General features: G+C 68.4%; 18 protein-coding genes. 11 read left to right on the top strand and 7 right to left on the bottom strand.

Features of this window, described 5'->3' with window-relative positions; genetic code table 11:
- Positions 1 to 2: 2 nt before the first annotated feature.
- From IB269_RS25995 to IB269_RS25985, 3 genes are all read left to right on the top strand, one after another.
- The gene (locus tag IB269_RS25995; protein ID WP_013800210.1) at positions 3 to 806 is read left to right on the top strand and encodes an exodeoxyribonuclease III; all 804 of its coding nucleotides are present in this window, start codon (positions 3 to 5) and stop codon (positions 804 to 806) included.
- A 92-nt stretch (positions 807 to 898) separates the two neighbouring features.
- Positions 899 to 1,147 carry a type II toxin-antitoxin system CcdA family antitoxin gene (locus IB269_RS25990; RefSeq protein WP_043791083.1) on the top strand — a complete coding sequence of 83 codons (249 nt, stop codon included), beginning with the start codon at positions 899 to 901 and terminating at the stop codon, positions 1,145 to 1,147.
- A complete protein-coding gene (locus IB269_RS25985) occupies positions 1,147 to 1,476 on the top strand; it encodes a CcdB family protein (protein WP_192368696.1) in 330 nt (109 codons plus the stop codon). Before IB269_RS25990 ends, IB269_RS25985 begins: the two co-directional genes overlap by 1 nt.
- 70 nt (positions 1,477 to 1,546) lie before the next feature.
- Here the strand turns inward: IB269_RS25985 and IB269_RS25980 are convergent, their stop codons facing one another.
- From IB269_RS25980 to IB269_RS25970, 3 genes are read right to left on the bottom strand one after another with little or no spacing between them, the layout of a single operon-like run.
- Complete coding sequence (locus IB269_RS25980) at positions 1,547 to 2,971, bottom strand: NAD(P)(+) transhydrogenase (Re/Si-specific) subunit beta (RefSeq protein ID WP_012202277.1); 1,425 nt, start codon at positions 2,969 to 2,971, stop codon at positions 1,547 to 1,549.
- Complete coding sequence (locus IB269_RS25975; RefSeq protein WP_012202276.1) at positions 2,968 to 3,312, bottom strand: NAD(P) transhydrogenase subunit alpha; 345 nt, start codon at positions 3,310 to 3,312, stop codon at positions 2,968 to 2,970. Before IB269_RS25975 ends, IB269_RS25980 begins: the two co-directional genes overlap by 4 nt.
- Position 3,313: 1 nt before the next feature.
- Complete coding sequence (locus tag IB269_RS25970) at positions 3,314 to 4,429, bottom strand: Re/Si-specific NAD(P)(+) transhydrogenase subunit alpha (protein WP_012202275.1); 1,116 nt, start codon at positions 4,427 to 4,429, stop codon at positions 3,314 to 3,316.
- Between the two features lie 320 nt (positions 4,430 to 4,749).
- Between IB269_RS25970 and IB269_RS25965 the strand changes: the two genes are divergently transcribed.
- Both IB269_RS25965 and IB269_RS25960 read left to right on the top strand, forming a co-directional pair.
- Positions 4,750 to 4,989, top strand: coding sequence for a zinc ribbon domain-containing protein (locus IB269_RS25965; RefSeq protein WP_013800208.1), 240 nt, complete (start codon positions 4,750 to 4,752; stop codon positions 4,987 to 4,989).
- An 85-nt stretch (positions 4,990 to 5,074) separates the two neighbouring features.
- Entirely contained in the window at positions 5,075 to 5,713 is a 639-nt protein-coding gene (locus IB269_RS25960; protein ID WP_012202273.1) for an MBL fold metallo-hydrolase, read from the top strand.
- A 13-nt stretch (positions 5,714 to 5,726) separates the two neighbouring features.
- On the opposite strand, the gene IB269_RS25955 is transcribed toward IB269_RS25960, so the two are convergent.
- Positions 5,727 to 6,413, bottom strand: a complete 687-nt coding sequence (locus IB269_RS25955) for a Crp/Fnr family transcriptional regulator (protein ID WP_013800207.1) — start codon at positions 6,411 to 6,413, stop codon at positions 5,727 to 5,729.
- A gap of 84 nt (positions 6,414 to 6,497) precedes the next feature.
- On the opposite strand from IB269_RS25955, the gene IB269_RS25950 reads away from it, so the two are divergent.
- The 5 genes from IB269_RS25950 (at position 6,498) to IB269_RS25930 (ending at position 11,482) form a co-directional block, all read left to right on the top strand.
- Positions 6,498 to 7,493 carry an ABC transporter substrate-binding protein gene (locus tag IB269_RS25950; RefSeq protein ID WP_192368695.1) on the top strand — a complete coding sequence of 332 codons (996 nt, stop codon included), beginning with the start codon at positions 6,498 to 6,500 and terminating at the stop codon, positions 7,491 to 7,493.
- A 14-nt stretch (positions 7,494 to 7,507) separates the two neighbouring features.
- Positions 7,508 to 8,308, top strand: a complete 801-nt coding sequence (locus tag IB269_RS25945) for an ABC transporter ATP-binding protein (RefSeq protein WP_192368694.1) — start codon at positions 7,508 to 7,510, stop codon at positions 8,306 to 8,308.
- Positions 8,298 to 9,053: an ABC transporter permease gene (locus tag IB269_RS25940; protein ID WP_192368693.1), complete on the top strand. Its 756-nt coding sequence runs from the start codon at positions 8,298 to 8,300 to the stop codon at positions 9,051 to 9,053. Before IB269_RS25945 ends, IB269_RS25940 begins: the two co-directional genes overlap by 11 nt.
- A gap of 72 nt (positions 9,054 to 9,125) precedes the next feature.
- Complete coding sequence (locus IB269_RS25935) at positions 9,126 to 10,001, top strand: TauD/TfdA dioxygenase family protein (protein ID WP_016448570.1); 876 nt, start codon at positions 9,126 to 9,128, stop codon at positions 9,999 to 10,001.
- A 23-nt stretch (positions 10,002 to 10,024) separates the two neighbouring features.
- Positions 10,025 to 11,482: an aldehyde dehydrogenase family protein gene (locus tag IB269_RS25930; protein ID WP_192368692.1), complete on the top strand. Its 1,458-nt coding sequence runs from the start codon at positions 10,025 to 10,027 to the stop codon at positions 11,480 to 11,482.
- A gap of 10 nt (positions 11,483 to 11,492) precedes the next feature.
- On the opposite strand, the gene IB269_RS25925 is transcribed toward IB269_RS25930, so the two are convergent.
- From IB269_RS25925 to IB269_RS25915, 3 genes are all read right to left on the bottom strand, one after another.
- Positions 11,493 to 12,395, bottom strand: coding sequence for a M48 family metallopeptidase (locus IB269_RS25925; protein WP_013800201.1), 903 nt, complete (start codon positions 12,393 to 12,395; stop codon positions 11,493 to 11,495).
- A gap of 60 nt (positions 12,396 to 12,455) precedes the next feature.
- The gene (locus IB269_RS25920; protein WP_192368691.1) at positions 12,456 to 13,427 is read right to left on the bottom strand and encodes a DMT family transporter; all 972 of its coding nucleotides are present in this window, start codon (positions 13,425 to 13,427) and stop codon (positions 12,456 to 12,458) included.
- 72 nt (positions 13,428 to 13,499) lie between these two features.
- Positions 13,500 to 14,228, bottom strand: coding sequence for a helix-turn-helix domain-containing protein (locus IB269_RS25915; RefSeq protein WP_192368690.1), 729 nt, complete (start codon positions 14,226 to 14,228; stop codon positions 13,500 to 13,502).
- 86 nt (positions 14,229 to 14,314) lie between these two features.
- On the opposite strand from IB269_RS25915, the gene IB269_RS25910 reads away from it, so the two are divergent.
- Entirely contained in the window at positions 14,315 to 15,685 is a 1,371-nt protein-coding gene (locus IB269_RS25910) for an AmpG family muropeptide MFS transporter (protein ID WP_412523756.1), read from the top strand.
- The last annotated feature ends 103 nt before the right edge of the window (positions 15,686 to 15,788 follow it).

Below are 15,788 nucleotides of genomic sequence, written 5' to 3'. Positions count from 1 at the left end.
CCTTGTTCAAATTGACCAGCCTCAACCTCAACGGCATCCGCTCGGCCTCGACCAAGGGCGTCGAAGCCTGGATCGAGGCCACTGCGCCGGATTGTATTTGCGTGCAGGAAATCAAGGCCCAGGCCGCCGACATGACCGGACGCTTCGAGCTGCTGGCCGGCCTGCGCGGCCACTTCCACTACGCCGAGAAGAAAGGCTACTCGGGCGTGGGCGTCTACAGCCGCCACGAGCCCAGCGACGTCGTGGTCGGCTTCGGCTCGCACGAATTCGACGCCGAGGGCCGCTATGTGGAGGCGCGCTTCGACACGCCCGCGCGCAAGCTGTCCATCATCAGCGCCTACTTTCCCAGCGGCAGCTCGGGCGAACTGCGCCAGACGGCCAAGTTCCGCTTCCTGGCCGAAATGCACGATCACCTGATGCGCATGAAGGGCGAGCGCGAGTTCATCCTGTGCGGCGACATCAACATCGCCCACCAGCAGATCGACCTCAAGAACTGGCGCAGCAACCAGAAAAACAGCGGTTTCACGCCCGAAGAGCGCGAGTGGATGACAAAGTTGTTACACAAAACTGATCCCACGGGCGGTCTTGTGGACGTTTATCGCCTGCTCCAGCCGGACACCACGGACGCCTGCTACACATGGTGGAGCAACCGCGGCCAGGCCTATGCCAACAACGTGGGATGGCGCCTGGACTACCACCTGGCCACCCCGGCCACCGCCGCACTGGCGCGCACCGAGCACATCTACAAGGATGTGAAGTTCTCGGACCATGCGCCGGTCACCATCGGCTATGACATGAAGGTGTGAGACGTTCAAGCAGGGCCTTGGGTCGCGGCGGTTTGACTCGTCGCGCTCTCATACAGACACTGTGCGCATGATCTTTATCTGAGGGTTCCGAGATGAAATCCATTGCTGTCTCCAGCGCCAAGCGGCCAATCCATCTCACGATCAATGCAGATCTGGTGACACAGGCCAAGGCCTATACCGACAATCTCTCGGCCACCATGGAATCCCTGCTGGCCGAATACGTTGCCAGGCAGGAGGGCGCACAGCGTGAGCGCCAACGGCTTGCCGACGCCTGCGCCAGCGACTGGAACGCGGTCAACATCGCGGTGGGTTCGTTCGCAGACGAGCACTCGACGCTCTAGTGGCGCAATTCGACGTTCATCGCAACAAGGGAGCCTTGCGCGACTCGATTCCCTACGTCGTCGTGATCCAGTCCTCGCTGTTTGACCGCTACCGCCGTCGCGTAGTGGTTCCACTGGTTCGGCAGAATCTGCTGCCGCGCGGCACTCCAACCGTGGGTGCGAGGATGAATCCTGTGTTTGTCATTGAAGGCGTGCCGGTCGTCCTGCATGCCCTGGACATGGTTTCAGTCGCCCTGGATCAATTGGGTGAAGTGGTGGCCTCACTGGAGCATGAAGGCCAAGCCATCGCCGATGCGCTGGACGAATTGCTGACCCGGTCCGGGGGCTGACCCAAGATCGTTTTCAAGGAGGCCAGGGCTTGGGCCCTGCCCTCCTCGGACTTCAGCCCGGGCGCACGCCTCACTCCAGCGCCTTGCCCATGTCCTCCACCACCTTCTTGGCGTCGCCGAAGACCATCATGGTCTTGTCCATGTAGAACAGCTCGTTGTCCAGGCCCGCATAGCCGGCCGCCATGGAGCGCTTGTTGACGATCACCGTCTTGGCCTTGTAGGCCTCCAGGATGGGCATGCCGTAGATGGGGCTGCCCTTGACGTGTGCGGCGGGGTTCACCACGTCGTTGGCGCCCAGGATGATGGCCACGTCGGCCTGGCCGAACTCGCTGTTGATGTCCTCCATCTCGAAGACCTGGTCGTAGGGCACCTCGGCCTCGGCCAGCAGCACGTTCATGTGGCCGGGCATGCGGCCCGCCACCGGGTGGATGGCGTACTTCACCGTCACGCCGCGCTCGGTGAGCTTGTCGGCCAGCTCCTTGACCGCGTGCTGGGCACGCGCCACGGCCAGGCCGTAGCCGGGCACGATGACCACGGTCTCGGCATTGCCCAGGACGAAGGCCGCATCGTCGGCGCTGCCGCTTTTCACGTTGCGCTGCTGCTGGGAGCCTGCCGCCGCGCTGGTGGCCTCGCCGCCGAAGCCGCCCAGGATCACGCTGAAGAACGAGCGGTTCATGGCCTTGCACATGATGTAGCTCAGGATGGCGCCCGAGCTGCCCACCAGCGAACCCGCAATGATCAGCATGCTGTTGTTCAGCGAGAAGCCGATGCCCGCCGCCGCCCAGCCCGAGTAGCTGTTGAGCATGGACACGACCACCGGCATGTCCGCGCCGCCAATCGGAATGATCAGCAGCACGCCCAGCAGCAGTCCCAGGGCGATGACCAGCACGATGTCCATCCAGCTTTGGCTGTGCCAGAAGCCGAAGACGAAGAAGGCCGCTGCCAGCCCCAGCACGGCGTTGAGCGCATGCTGGCCCTTGAACTGCACGGGCGCGCCCTGGAACAGGCGGAACTTGTACTTGCCGCTGAGCTTGCCGAAGGCGATCACCGAGCCCGTGAAGGTCACGGCGCCGATGAAGGCGCCCAGCGCCAGCTCCACGCGGTTGCCGCCCGGGATGGCGCCGCCCTTGGCCGTGATGGCAAAGGCCCAGGGCTCGGCCACGGCGGCCACGGCGATGAACACCGCCGCCAGGCCGATCATGCTGTGCATGAAGGCCACCAGCTCGGGCATCTTGGTCATCTCCACGCGCTGGGCCATGACCGCACCGGCCGTGCCGCCGACCAGCAGGCCCAGCAGCACCCAGCCCAGGCCCAATGCATTGCCGCCGGCCAGCTGCACGATGAGCGCCGCCGTGGTCAGCACGGCGATCACCATGCCGGCCATGCCGAACAGGTTGCCGCGTATGGAGGTGGTGGGGTGCGACAGCCCCTTGAGCGCCTGGATGAAGCAGACGCTGGCCACCAGGTAGAGCAACGTGACGAGGTTCATGCTCATGACTGGCCCTCCGCCTTGGCGTCCTTGCCGTCCTTGGCCGGAGCGCTCTTGCGCTCTTTCTTGCGGAACATCTCCAGCATGCGCCGCGTGACCAGGAAGCCGCCGAACACGTTGACCGCGGCCAGCGCCACAGCCAGCACGCCCATGGTCTTGCCCAGGCCCGTTTCCGTGAGCGCCGCCGCCAGCATGGCGCCGACGATGACGATGGCCGAGATGGCATTGGTCACCGCCATCAGCGGCGTGTGCAGCGCGGGCGTGACGGTCCACACCACGTGGTAGCCCACGTAGATGGCCAGCACGAAGATGATGAGATGGATGATGGTGGGGGATACGGCTTCCATGTCATTTCCTCCGCAGCTGGCCTTCATGGGCCATCAGGCACGCGGCCACGATGTCGTCCTCCATGTCCACATGCAGGGCGCCATCCTTGTTGATGATGAGCTTGAGAAAATCGAGCACATTGCGTGCATACAGGGCCGAGGCGTCGGCCGCCACCATGGCGGGCAGGTTGGTCAGTCCCACGATGGTCACGCCATGCGTGACCACGGTCATGCCGGCCTGGGTCAGCGGGCAGTTGCCGCCGCGCTCTGCCGCCAGGTCCACGATGACGGCGCCGGGCTTCATGGCCTGCACCATCTCGGCCGTGACCAGCACGGGAGCGGGCCGGCCCGGGATCAGCGCCGTGGTGATGACCACGTCGGCCTGGGCCACGCGCTTGGCCACCTCGGCCTTCTGGCGGTCCAGCCAGCTTTGCGGCATGGGGCGCGCGTAGCCGCCCACGCCTTCGGCGGCCTCCTTTTCCTCGGCGGTCTCGTAGGGCACGTCGATGAACTTTCCGCCCAGGGATTCGACCTGCTCACGCACGCTGGGCCGCACATCGCTGGCCTCGATCACGGCGCCCAGGCGCTTGGCCGTGGCAATGGCCTGCAGGCCGGCCACGCCCACGCCCAGCACCACGACGCGCGCGGCCTTCACCGTGCCGGCCGCCGTCATCAGCATGGGAAAGAAGCGCTGGTACTGGTTGGCCGCGATCATCACGGCCTTGTAGCCCGCGATATTGGCCTGGCTGGACAGCACGTCCATGCTCTGCGCACGCGTGGTGCGCGGAGCCGCCTCCAGCGCATAGGCCGTCACTCCCGCATCGGCCAGGCGCTGCAGGCCTGCGGGCTGGAACGGGTCCAGCATGCCGACCAGCGTTGCGCCCTTGCGGATGCCGGGCAACTCGTCCTCCGAAGGGATACGGACCTTGAGCACCAGGTCGGCGCCCAGGGCGCCTGCCACATCGACGATCTCCGCGCCCGCTGCCTCGTACAAGGCATCGGGCACGCTGGCCGCCACTCCCGCCCCCGCCTGCACGCGCAGCACATGGCCTTGCGCACGCAGCTTCTTGACGGTCTCGGGGGTCGCAGCCACCCGGGTTTCTCCTGCCATGGTCTCGGCAGGCACGCCAATCAACATACCGGTTCTCCCTCGCGTGATGCCGGTACCCGCCCTGCGTTGCGCAGGTGGCGGCCCGGCCCATCCTCGAAAAAATCCTTGCGTGCCTGCATCGGGGGCAGGCTGGCTTGGCGGCACGGCTAGCTTGTAACACGGCGGCGTTGCCACAGCCACGGGGTCTGCCCGCGAGGCTGTCTCCTGTCCGTCACAGGACCTGGATTGCCACGAGATGACAGCCACATTAAATGATCGCCATCCACGGCCCGGCGGACCGCTGCCGTGTCCCAATGCGCCTTTGAACGACTGCAGCGGCGCATCCGCGCAGTGCGAAGGAATACACCATGGGACTCTTGCAAAGACTGTTCGGAAATCATTCGCGCGGCGGCCACCACGGCGGCGGCGCATACCGTGCCGCAGCCGTGGCGGCGGTCTGCCCCGGCTGCCGTGCATCCATTGCCGCCAGCTCGCGCTTTTGCCCGCAGTGTGGCGGCGCGGTGCTGCCGCAGGCCTGCAGGAACTGCAACGCCAGCCATCCGGCCGGCGCGCGGTTCTGCGGGCAATGCGGCCAGCCGACCACCTGACGGCGCAAGCGGGGCGGCCCTGCGCTGCCATCAGGGGAAGGAGCGGGAATAATGGGCGCTTTCGCCAGAAGCACCCACGCCGCCCATGCTCCAGTACCACACCATCCCCGTCACCGCCTTCCAGCAGAACTGCTCGCTGGTCTGGTGCGACCAGACCATGGAAGCCGCCGTCATCGATCCGGGCGGCGACCTGGAGCAGATCGGCTGGGAGATAGAGCGCCTGGGCCTGGCGCTCAAGGCCATCTGGCTCACGCACGCCCACATAGACCACGCGGGCGGCACGCGCGAGCTGGCCGATGCACAGCAGTTGCCCATCATCGGCCCCCATCCCGGAGACCAGTTCTGGATCGATGCCCTGCCCCAGCAGGGCGCCATGTTCGGCTTCCCGCATTCGGACCCCTTCACGCCCACGCGCTGGCTGCACGATGGCGACACGGTGAGCATCGGCCAGGAAACGCTGCAGGTGCGCCACTGCCCCGGCCATACGCCCGGCCACGTGGTGTTCCATGCGCCGCAGATCGACCGCGCCTTCGTGGGCGATGTGCTGTTCGCGGGCAGCATCGGCCGCACCGACTTTCCCCAGGGCAACCACCAGCAGCTGATCGACAGCATCGTCCAGCGCCTGTGGCCCATGGGCGACCAGACCGTGTTCATCCCGGGCCACGGCCCCGAAAGCAGCTTCGGCCGCGAGCGCAAGAGCAACCCCTACGTGGGCGGGACCTGAGCCTGCAGCTGTCTCAGCCCAGCACCTCGATCCACCGATAGCCCAGACGCACGCTGCCGCCCGCCTGCAGCTTGCGCAGCTCCTCGTTCACGCGCTGGCGCGAGGCGCCCACCACATGCGACAGATCGCCCTGCGATATGCGCAGCAGGGTGCGGCCGCCGGGCAGGGGCTGGCCGTTCTCTGCCGCCAGAACCTGCAAGGTGGCCCAGACCCGGGCATGCAGCGTGTCCTCCGAACTGATGAAGATGGTGTCCAGCAGCCCGTTCACGCGCAGGCTCAGCAGGCGCGCCACAGCCAGGCATGCGGGCGCATCGCGCTCCAGGAAGTCCAGCAGCGGCTGGCGCGGCAGGACCAGCACCTCGACATCGCCATCGGCCACCAGGTCCACGGGCACGGGCGCATTGCCCAGCACCGAGCTGATGCCGGTGATCTCCCCGGCCTCCAGCCAGCGCGTCATGCGCTCGGTGCCGCCCACGGTGAAGGCCACGACACGAAAGCGCCCTGACAGCAGCACCAGCGCATGGTCGGCCGCATCGCCGCGCTTTTGCACGAACTGTCCATCGCGGTAGCGGCGCCTGGAGCCTATGGCCCGCAGCCCGCGTGCCGATGCGGCCGGCAATTCGGCCAGCAGGTCCACGCGATAGCGCTCGCTGCGCGCCTGCGCCAAAGAGGTGTTGGGGGAACCGAGCTTGGTGTTCACCCGATCATTGTCCCTTTCGCGGCAATTGGCGCATAGCACCGTCCTTGTAATCGGCCCCATACCCACACGTATGGAGCCCGCCCCATGATCCGCACCACGCTCGCCCTGGTATCCGCCTTCGTGTTCGCCCTGCTCTCGACCCAGGCAGCCCTGGCACAGACGCCCACGCTGCGTATCCAGGACTACCCCGGCATCGGCAATTTCCTGGTGCGCGTGGCCAACGCGCGGGGACTGTGCGAGAAGCACGGCATACGCTGCGAACTGCGTCCCATCCCGCAGGCGCCGCTGGCGCTGCAGACCTTGCTGGCCGGTGACCTCGAAGTGGCGTTTACGCCGCCCGAGGTGCTGCTTCAGGCGGTCAACAAGGGCGCCGACCTCAAGGTGATCGGCAGCGGCGCGAGCGCGCCGACGTTCTTCCTCATGGCCTCGTCGGCCCTGCCCACCCCGCATGCCGGCCAGGGCTATCCCGCCGTGATGCAGGACTTCAAGGGCCGGCGCATCGGCGTGACGGCGCGTGGCAGCGCGGCCGAGTTCCAGCTCGTGAGCCTGCTGCAGGGCGCGGGCATGAAGGCGGACGACGTCACCATCGTCGCCGTGGGATCGCCCAACACCGCCTTTCCGGCGATTGCGCAAAAGCAGGTCGATGGCCTGATGCTGTTCTCGCCCATGGACGGCTTCTGCGAGGTCAGCCAGGCCTGCCGCATCGTCGTCGATCCGCGCAGGGGCCAGGGTCCGGCCGATGTGGTGGACACCAACGGCGCCGGCGTGCTGCAGGTGGTGCGCGCCGACTTCCTGCGCAAGAACGCCCAGGCCGTGGAGGGCTTGCGCCGCGCCATGAACGAGGCGGCCGACTATGCCCGCGAACCGACCCATTTCGATGCATTGCTCAAAGTCGCGCAGGACAGCTTCAGGATCAACACGCCAGGCGGCGACCGGATCCTGGAAGTGGCGCTGCGCAATGCCATTCCTTCCATGCAGTTCGCAGTGGACCCCAAGGCCCTGCAGCATGCCGCGCGCTACCTGCAGCGCACGGGACAGATCGACAAGCTGATCGACACCGCGCCCCTGCTGGCGCAGTGAAGGGGGAGCGCGCCATGACTTCCAATGGATCGCAGCTGCCGCCGCAGCAGGCCATTGCCGCCGACGGCCTGCAGCTGAGCTTCGACGGCCGCACGCAGGTGCTGGACAACATTGCGCTGCAGGTGGCCGAGGGCGAATTCGTCTCGCTGGTCGGGCCCAGCGGCTGCGGCAAGACCAGCCTGCTCAACCTCTGCGCGGGCCTGGTGGCCCACACCGGCGCCGGCACGCTGCGCGTGCTGGGCGAGGCACCGCGCCTGGGCAGTTCCCGCGTGGGCTACATGCTGGCGCGCGACAGCCTGCTGCCCTGGTGCACGGCGCTGGAGAACGCCGCCTTCGGCGCGCGCGTGCGCGGCGTCGGCACGGCCGACAGCACGGAGCGCGCACTGCGCATGCTGCAGGAGGTGGGCCTGGCCGACCATGCGCAAGCCCTGCCCAAGGCCTTGTCCCACGGCATGCGCCAGCGCACGGCGCTGGCTCGCACCTTTGCGCTGGACGCGCAGCTGCTGCTGATGGACGAGCCCTTCGGCGCCCTGGACGCGCAGACCAAGCTGCAGCTGCAGGACCTGCTGCTGCGCCTGTGCCAGCAGCACCGCCACAGCGTGCTGTTCGTGACCCATGACCTGGCCGAGGCCGTGGCGGTCTCCGACCGCGTGGTGGTGATGTCCTCGCGACCGGGCCGCATCATCGCCGACCTGCCCATAGACCTGCCGCGCCCGCGCTCCATCCGCGACCTGCAGAAGTCGCCGCGCTTCCATGAACTCTATGCGGCCCTGTGGTCGCAGCTCGAATCGGGATGGGTGCACCATGAAGGCTGACCGTCTGCAATGGCTGGCGCTGCATGCGCTGTTCATCTGTCTCGTGCTGGGACTGGCCGAATGGGCCGCCGCTCGCCGCTGGCTGGACCCTACCTTCTTCGGCCAGCCCAGCGGCGTGGCCGCCTATCTCTGGAACCATGCGGGCACGGCCCGGTTCTGGTCCGACCTGGGCTGGACGCTGGCGGCCGTGGCCTGCTCCTTCGTGCTGGGCAGCGTGGCCGCCTTCGCCACGGGGCTGGCCTTTGTGCGCTGGCCGGCCATTGAGCGCTTTGCGGAGCCCTACTTCAACGCGCTGAACGTGATGCCGCGCATCGCGCTGGCGCCGCTGTTCATCCTGTGGTTCGGGCTGGGGCTGGGCAGCAAGATCGCCGTGGGCTGCTCGCTGACCTTCTTCATCGTGCTGTCGGCCACGGTGGCAGGCATGCGGGGCGTCAGCCAGGATCATGTGACGCTGTGCCGCACGCTGGGCGCCAGCGCCACCACCACCTTCTTCGAGGTCACGCTGCCCGGCGCCGTCCCGGTGATCTTCTCGGGCCTGCGCCTGGGATTGATCTATGCCCTGCTGGGCGTGGTGGGCACCGAGATCATCGCCAGCGAAAAGGGCCTGGGCCAGACCCTGGCCTACCTGGGCTCCACCTTCGACATCAATGGCGTCATGGCGCTGCTGCTGGTGCTGGCCCTGCTGGGCGTGGGCATGGTGCGCTTCATGTCCTGGGCCGAGAGGCGGCTGCTGCACTGGCAGTGAGCCCGCCAGCCCTCTCTCCCAACCTTCCTTCCTCTTCCTCCCCTTCCATCCGTTCCTCCAAGGAGTACCCCCATGGCCAATGCCGCCCCCATGCAGCTGATCGACATCGACGCCCGCTACCACCACATCCGCCCCGTGCCGCGCATGCCCAACTTCGCGGCCTGGATCGAGGGCGTGGACCTGACCCGGCCCCTGTCCCCCGAGGTGCAGGCAGAACTGCGACAGGCCCTGTACGACTTCGAGGTCATCTTCTTCCGGCCCCAGGCCATCACGGCCGAGCAGCATGTGGCGCTGGCGCAGGTGTTCGGCCCGCTGTCCAAGGGTTCGTACTTCGAGCGCAAGAGCGGCATGCCCGACGTGGAGATGATCATCTCCGACAAGGACCGCCCGCCCGCCATAGACAACTGGCACACCGACATCAGCTGGAAGCAGCAGCCGCCGCTGGGCACCGTGATCCAGATCGTGACCACGCCGCCGGCCGGCGGCAACACCTGCTGGACCAGCACCAGCAAGGCCTATGACTGGCTCTCGCCCGGCATGCAGCAGTACCTGGAAGGCCTGCAGGCGGTCCATACCTGGGAGGAATCGGGCTTCCGGGAATACCTGGGCCGCAAGGGCGAGGAGGCGCTGTTCGAGGCGCTGCGCCAGTTCAAGCCCGTGACGCATCCCGTGGTGCGCACCAACCCCGATTCAGGCCGCAAGTGCATCTTCGTCAATGCCGATTTCACGCGCCACATCACGGGCGTGGACCGGCACGAGGCGCGCGGCGTGCTCGCCTTCCTGCTGGACTGGCTGAAGAAGCCGGAGTTCATGGTGCATCATCAATGGGACGCAGGCGGCATCGCCATCTGGGACAACCGCAGCACGCAGCACTATGCTGTGGCCGACTACTGGCCCCACTACCGCGTGAACCAGCGCGTCACCTTCGACACCCCTTCCACCCAATGACAACGAGACACGGAGACAGCTTCATGAGCACGCAAGAGCACCTGCAGTTCTATATCGACGGCCAATGGGTTCCCCCGGCCGTGCCGCGCACGCTGGATGTGATCAATCCGTCCACCGAGGAGGTGGCGGCCCGCATCAGCATGGGCTCGGCCGCCGATGTCGATGCAGCCGTGGCCGCCGCACGCCGCGCGTTCGACGGCTTCTCGCAGACCACGCGGGACGAGCGGCTGGCCCTGCTGGACAAGGTGCTGGCGGTCTACATGCGCCGCATCGACGAGGTGGCGCAGACCATCTCGCTGGAGATGGGCGCGCCGCTGTGGCTGTCGCGCGCGGCCCAGGCCACGGTGGGCGCGGGGCACCTGAAGCAGACCCTGCAGGTGCTCAGGGACTTCGAGTTCGAGAGCGTGCGCGGCACCACCGGCATCGTGCATGAGCCCGTGGGCGTGGTGGGCATGATCACGCCCTGGAACTGGCCCATCAACCAGATCATGTGCAAGGTGGCACCGGCCCTGGCGGCGGGCTGCACCATGGTGCTCAAGCCCTCGGAGATCGCGCCGCTGAACGCCATCCTGGTGGCCGAGATCCTGCACGAAGCGGGCGTGCCCGCCGGCGTGTTCAACCTGGTCAACGGCGACGGCCCCTCGGTGGGCGAGGCCATGTCCGTGCACCCCGGCATCGACATGATGACCTTCACGGGCTCCACGCGCGCGGGCATTGCCGTGGCCAAGGCCTCGGCCGATACCGTCAAGCGCGTGACGCAGGAGCTGGGCGGCAAGTCGGCCAACATCGTGCTGGACGATGCCGACATCGAAAAAGCCGTTGTCCAGGGCGTGAACGCCTGCTTCACCAATTCGGGCCAGAGCTGCAACGCACCCACGCGCATGTTCGTGCCGCGCGCCCTGCATACGCGCGCCGTGGCGGCCGCCAAGGCCGCTGCCGAGGGCGTGAAGGTGGGCGATGCACTGGCCGACACCGGCGCCATGCACATGGGCCCCGTGGTCAGCGAGGCGCAGTTCCGCAAGATCCAGGGCCTGATCGAGGCCGGCATCGCCGAAGGCGCCACCCTGGTGGCCGGTGGCACGGGCCGCCCCGAGGGCCTTGCGCGCGGCTACTTCGTGCGGCCCACGGTGTTCGCCGACGTGCGCAACGACATGACCATTGCGCGCGAGGAAATCTTCGGCCCCGTGCTGGTCATCCTGCCCTACGACACGGAGGAGGAGGCCATCGCCCAGGCCAACGACACGCCCTACGGCCTGTCGGGCTATGTGCAGTCAGGCAGCCTGGAGCGCGCACGCCGTGTGGCCTCGCGCCTGCGCACCGGCATGGTCCACCTCAACGGTGCAGGACCGGACTTCGGCGCGCCGTTCGGCGGCTACAAGCAGTCCGGCACGGGCCGGGAATGGGGCGAGCACGGCTTCAAGGAGTACCTTGAAGTGAAAGCCGTGATGGGCTATCAACCAAAGCAAAAAGCCGCCGCCTGAAGGCGGCTGCCTACCCGCGCCGTGCGGCCTCGTAGAGGCCTTCCACGCGCGGGATGTTGCGTTCCAGCTCGCGGATGCGCTCGGGACCTGCGGGGTGGGTGGACAGGAATTCCAGGCCACCACGGTCGCCCGTGGCCTGGCCCATCTTGCGCCACAGCGAGACCGAGGCCTGGGGGTTGTAGCCGGCGCGCGCAGCCAGTTCCAGGCCCACGAGGTCGGCCTCGCTCTCGTCGCCCCGGCTGAATTTCAGCGACAGCAACTGGCCGCCCAGGCGGGCCGCCGCATTGCCCAGGTCGCCCAGGCCCAGCAATTGCGCGCCCAGCGAGATGCCGATGCTGGTGGCCTGGTTCTTGGCCAACTGCTCGCGCGAGTGCTCGCGCAGCGCATGGGCCATTTCGTGGCCCATGATCATGGCGATCTCGTCGTCGGTGAGCTGCAGCTGCTCGATGATGCCCGTGTAGAAGGCTATCTTGCCGCCCGGCATGCAAAAGGCATTGATCTCCTTGCTGCCGATCAGGTTCACCTCCCAGCGCCAGGCATTGGCGCGCGGATTCCATTGGGCGGTGTACGGGATGAGCCGCCGGGCAATGGCGCGCAGCCGCTGCAGCTGCGGGTTGCTGTCGCCAGCCAGTGCGCCCTGGGCGCGGGCCTTGGCCAGCAGTTGCTGGTACTGGTCGGTGGCGGCGCCTTCCAGCGTCTCGGCCGGCACCAGCTTGCGCAGGCCCGAGGCACCGCCCACCTGCACCTGTGCCGCCACCGGCGCCGTGGCCAGGCCCATGGCCGCCGCGCTGCCGGCCAGCAGAAAACCGCGACGCGCGCGCCAGGGCGCGCAGGCACAGCCCCAGGCGGACGGGGCACAGGGTTCGGAGGAGAGATGGGATGGCTGCTGCATGCCGCCAAGTCTAGCGGCCATGCATGCCCGAATCATGCGGAGAACAGCGCATCGTGAAGAGCGGCGCCGGCCTACAAAGAGTTACGCCATCTGCGCGGCCATCACGGCCCGCTGCGCCCGCATCTCGGCGCCGATCACCAGCATCAGCCCCGCCAGCACGGCCAGCAGCCCCAGCCACGATTGCAGCGGCTGCCGCTCGCCCACGACCCACACCGCCAGCACGAAGGCCGCCACGGGCTCGATCAGGCTCAGCGTCACGCCCGTGGGGCCGGAGATGCTGCGCAGCCCGATGGAAAACAGCATGTGCGCCAGGCCCGACACCACCACGCCCAGGTAGACCACCACCAGCACGGCCGCCAGGCTCCACTGCGGCAGGCCGCTTTGCACCAGCGCAATCGGCACCGCCATGCAGGCCGCCCCGGTGAAGACATAGAAATTCACCACGCGCGGCGACATGTGGGTGACCAGGCGCTTGTTGATCAGCGCATAACCCGCGTACGACAGCCCCGCCAGGAGGCACAGGGCCAGGCCGCTCCAGGACAGCGTGGCGCCGCCCCGGGCCATCACCATGGCCGCGCCTCCCGCCACGCTCACCAGCGTGCCGGCCCACCACAGGGCAGACAGGGGCGCGCGCAGCACCAGCGCCTGCATCAGCCCGGCCCAGATGGGGCCACTGCCAATGGCCACGGCCGTGCCCACGGCCACGCCCGTGAGCGTCACGCCCTCGTAGAAAAAGATGCTGTAGCCGCCGATTCCCATGGATGCCAGCACGAACCAGGCCGGGCGCAGTCCCAGGTGCACCGGGTTGGGCAGCAGCGACTGGACGGGCGCCACGCCCTGCCCGGCCCGCCCGCGCAGCCTCCAATGGGAAACCGCCAGCAGCGCCCCCAGAAACAGGCTGGAGACGGCCAGCTGCGCGGCGCCCACCCAGAACGGCGACAGCCCGCCTGCGCCCAGGCTTTGCGCCGTGCCTGTCGTGCCCCAGAGCACGGCGGCCACCGAAACGAAGGCGATGCCGACGGCGGAGGAAGAAGCGGAAGAGTTGCGAACCATGGCGCCATGTTGCGCCTGGCGCGGCCGGGCATTTGTCGAGAAACGCTCGTAGTCCGGAGGACTGTGAACGGGCTAGCCGCGCAGTTGCCGCGCCGTCACGCCCCGGTCGCGCCGCAGCGCATAGGCCAGCGCGCTGGCCGAGGCATAGCCGCAGCGCAGCGCCGTGGCCTCCAGGGGCAGGCCCCGCGCCAGCCCGCGCTCGGCCGCATCCAGGCGCAGGCCGCGCAGCCAGGCCTGGGGCGGCTGGCCCGCCAGCTCCACGAAGCGCGCGTGAAAGCGCTGGGCGCTCATGTGGCACAGGGCGGCCAGCCGGGCCGTGGGCCAGTCCTCGTGCAATGCGGCCTGTACGCTCGTGGTCAGTTGCTGCAGGTCCAGCCCCCGGCGCGCCAGCAGGCCGGGCGCCTGCAGCACCTGGGCCAGCTGCTCGGCGGCCGGGCCTTCCGACTCCCGGCCGCGCAGGGCCGGTGGCACGGAAAAGCGCCGCATCCGGTCCAGCCCCGGGCCGCTGGGCGCATCGATGACGAACACGCGCGAGCGCGGCGCCGCCAGGTAGCCGTGGTCCACGCCGGCGGGGATGAGCATGCCGCTGACGGCGTCCACAAAGGCGCTGCGCCCGCCCACCTCCAGCTCCATGCGGCCCTGCAGCGCATAGAGGATCTGCGCATGGCCGTGGGCATGGGCCTGGTGCTCGCCGCTGTAGCTGCGCACCGAGCTGTGCGGCGCGAACGCGGTATCGGTGGCATCGGCCGCGCCGTCTTGCGCGGCGGCATCGCTGTGGAGGGAAGAGAGGGTGTAGGCCATGGCGGCATCCTGTGCCCGCGATGGTAGCGCGCGCCAGTCCGCGCCACCATGGGCCCGATAATGGCCGCAGCCTGCCGCAGCACAACATGACCGAGCCGTCCACCACCACCCCCTCCGCCCCCTCCACCGCCGCCGAAGCGCCCCGCCGCAGCTGGGGCCAGACCCTGCGCGTCTATGCCGAGCCGGCCAGCCTGCGCATGCTGGCCCTGGGTTTTTCGGCAGGCCTGCCGCTGCTGCTGGTGCTGGGCACGCTGTCGTTCTGGCTGCGCGAGGCCGGCGTGGACCGCACCACCATCGGCTACCTGAGCTGGGTGGGCCTGGCCTATGCCTTCAAGTGGGTCTGGTCGCCGCTGGTGGACCGCATGCCGCTGCCGCTGCTCACGCGCTGGCTGGGGCGGCGGCGCGGCTGGCTGCTGTTCGCGCAGCTGCTCATCGTCGCCGGGCTGTGCGGCATGGCGTTCAATGATCCGCGCGTCTCGCTCACGCCGCTGGTGTGGTGCGCGCTGGCCGTGGCCTTCGGCTCGGCCACGCAGGACATTGCGCTGGATGCCTACCGCATCGAATCGGCCGACACCGAGCGCCAGGCCGCGCTGGCCGCCACCTACCAGACCGGCTACCGGCTGGCCATGATCTGGGCCGGCGCCGGCGTGCTGTGGCTGGCCGCCCGCGCCGAGGTGGCGGGCACGGCGGGCTACCAGAGCGGTGCCTGGCAGGTGGCCTACCTGGCCATGGCCGCCTCCATGGCCGTGGGGATGCTGACCGTGCTGCTCTCGCCGGAACCGGTGCCACGCCCGCTGGCGCCTGCCCGCAACGCGGCCGAGTGGCTGCACAGCGCGCTGGTCGAGCCCTTTGCCGACTTCCTGGGCCGCTACCGCTGGCAGGCGCTGCTGGTGCTGGGCCTGATCGCCATCTACCGCATCAGCGACGTGGTCATGGGCATCATGGCCAACCCCTTCTACGTGGACATGGGCTTCACCAAGGACGAGGTGGCCGCCGTGACCAAGGTCTACGGCGTGATCATGACGCTGGCGGGCGCCTTCCTGGGCGGGGCGCTGGCCATGCGCTGGGGCGTGATGCGCGTGCTGATGCTGGGCGCCGCGCTGTCGGCCGCCACCAACCTGCTGTTCGCCTGGCTGGCCACGCGCGGCCATGACGTGAATGCGCTGGTCTGGGTGGTGAGCGCGGACAACCTGGCCGGCGGCATCGCCTCGGCGGCCTTCATCGCCTACCTGTCGGGGCTGACCAATGTGCAGTACTCGGCCACGCAGTACGCGCTGTTCAGCTCCATGATGCTGCTGGCGCCCAAATGGCTGGCCGGCTTCTCGGGCGCCTTTGTCGATGCGCATGGCTACGTGAGCTTCTTCCAGGCCACGGCTCTGCTGGGCCTGCCCGTGCTGGTGCTGATCGCGCTGGCCTCGCGCGTGCATGCGGTGCGGCCCGCGCAACGCGGCAGTTGAGCGGCTGGCCGCAGGCTGCGCTGTTTTACCGAACTTTACGCAAGCGACAAGCACGGCTGACGGGGCGCTGCGAGCATCGTCGCAATACGACGCCAGGCCCCAG

Origin of the sequence: Delftia sp. DLF01 (assembly GCF_014852125.1) — a bacterium.
GTDB classification, from domain to species: domain Bacteria; phylum Pseudomonadota; class Gammaproteobacteria; order Burkholderiales; family Burkholderiaceae_C; genus Comamonas; species Comamonas acidovorans.
Note: the sequence above shows the minus strand (reverse complement) of the source record. Positions and strands in the feature narration are given on the sequence as shown.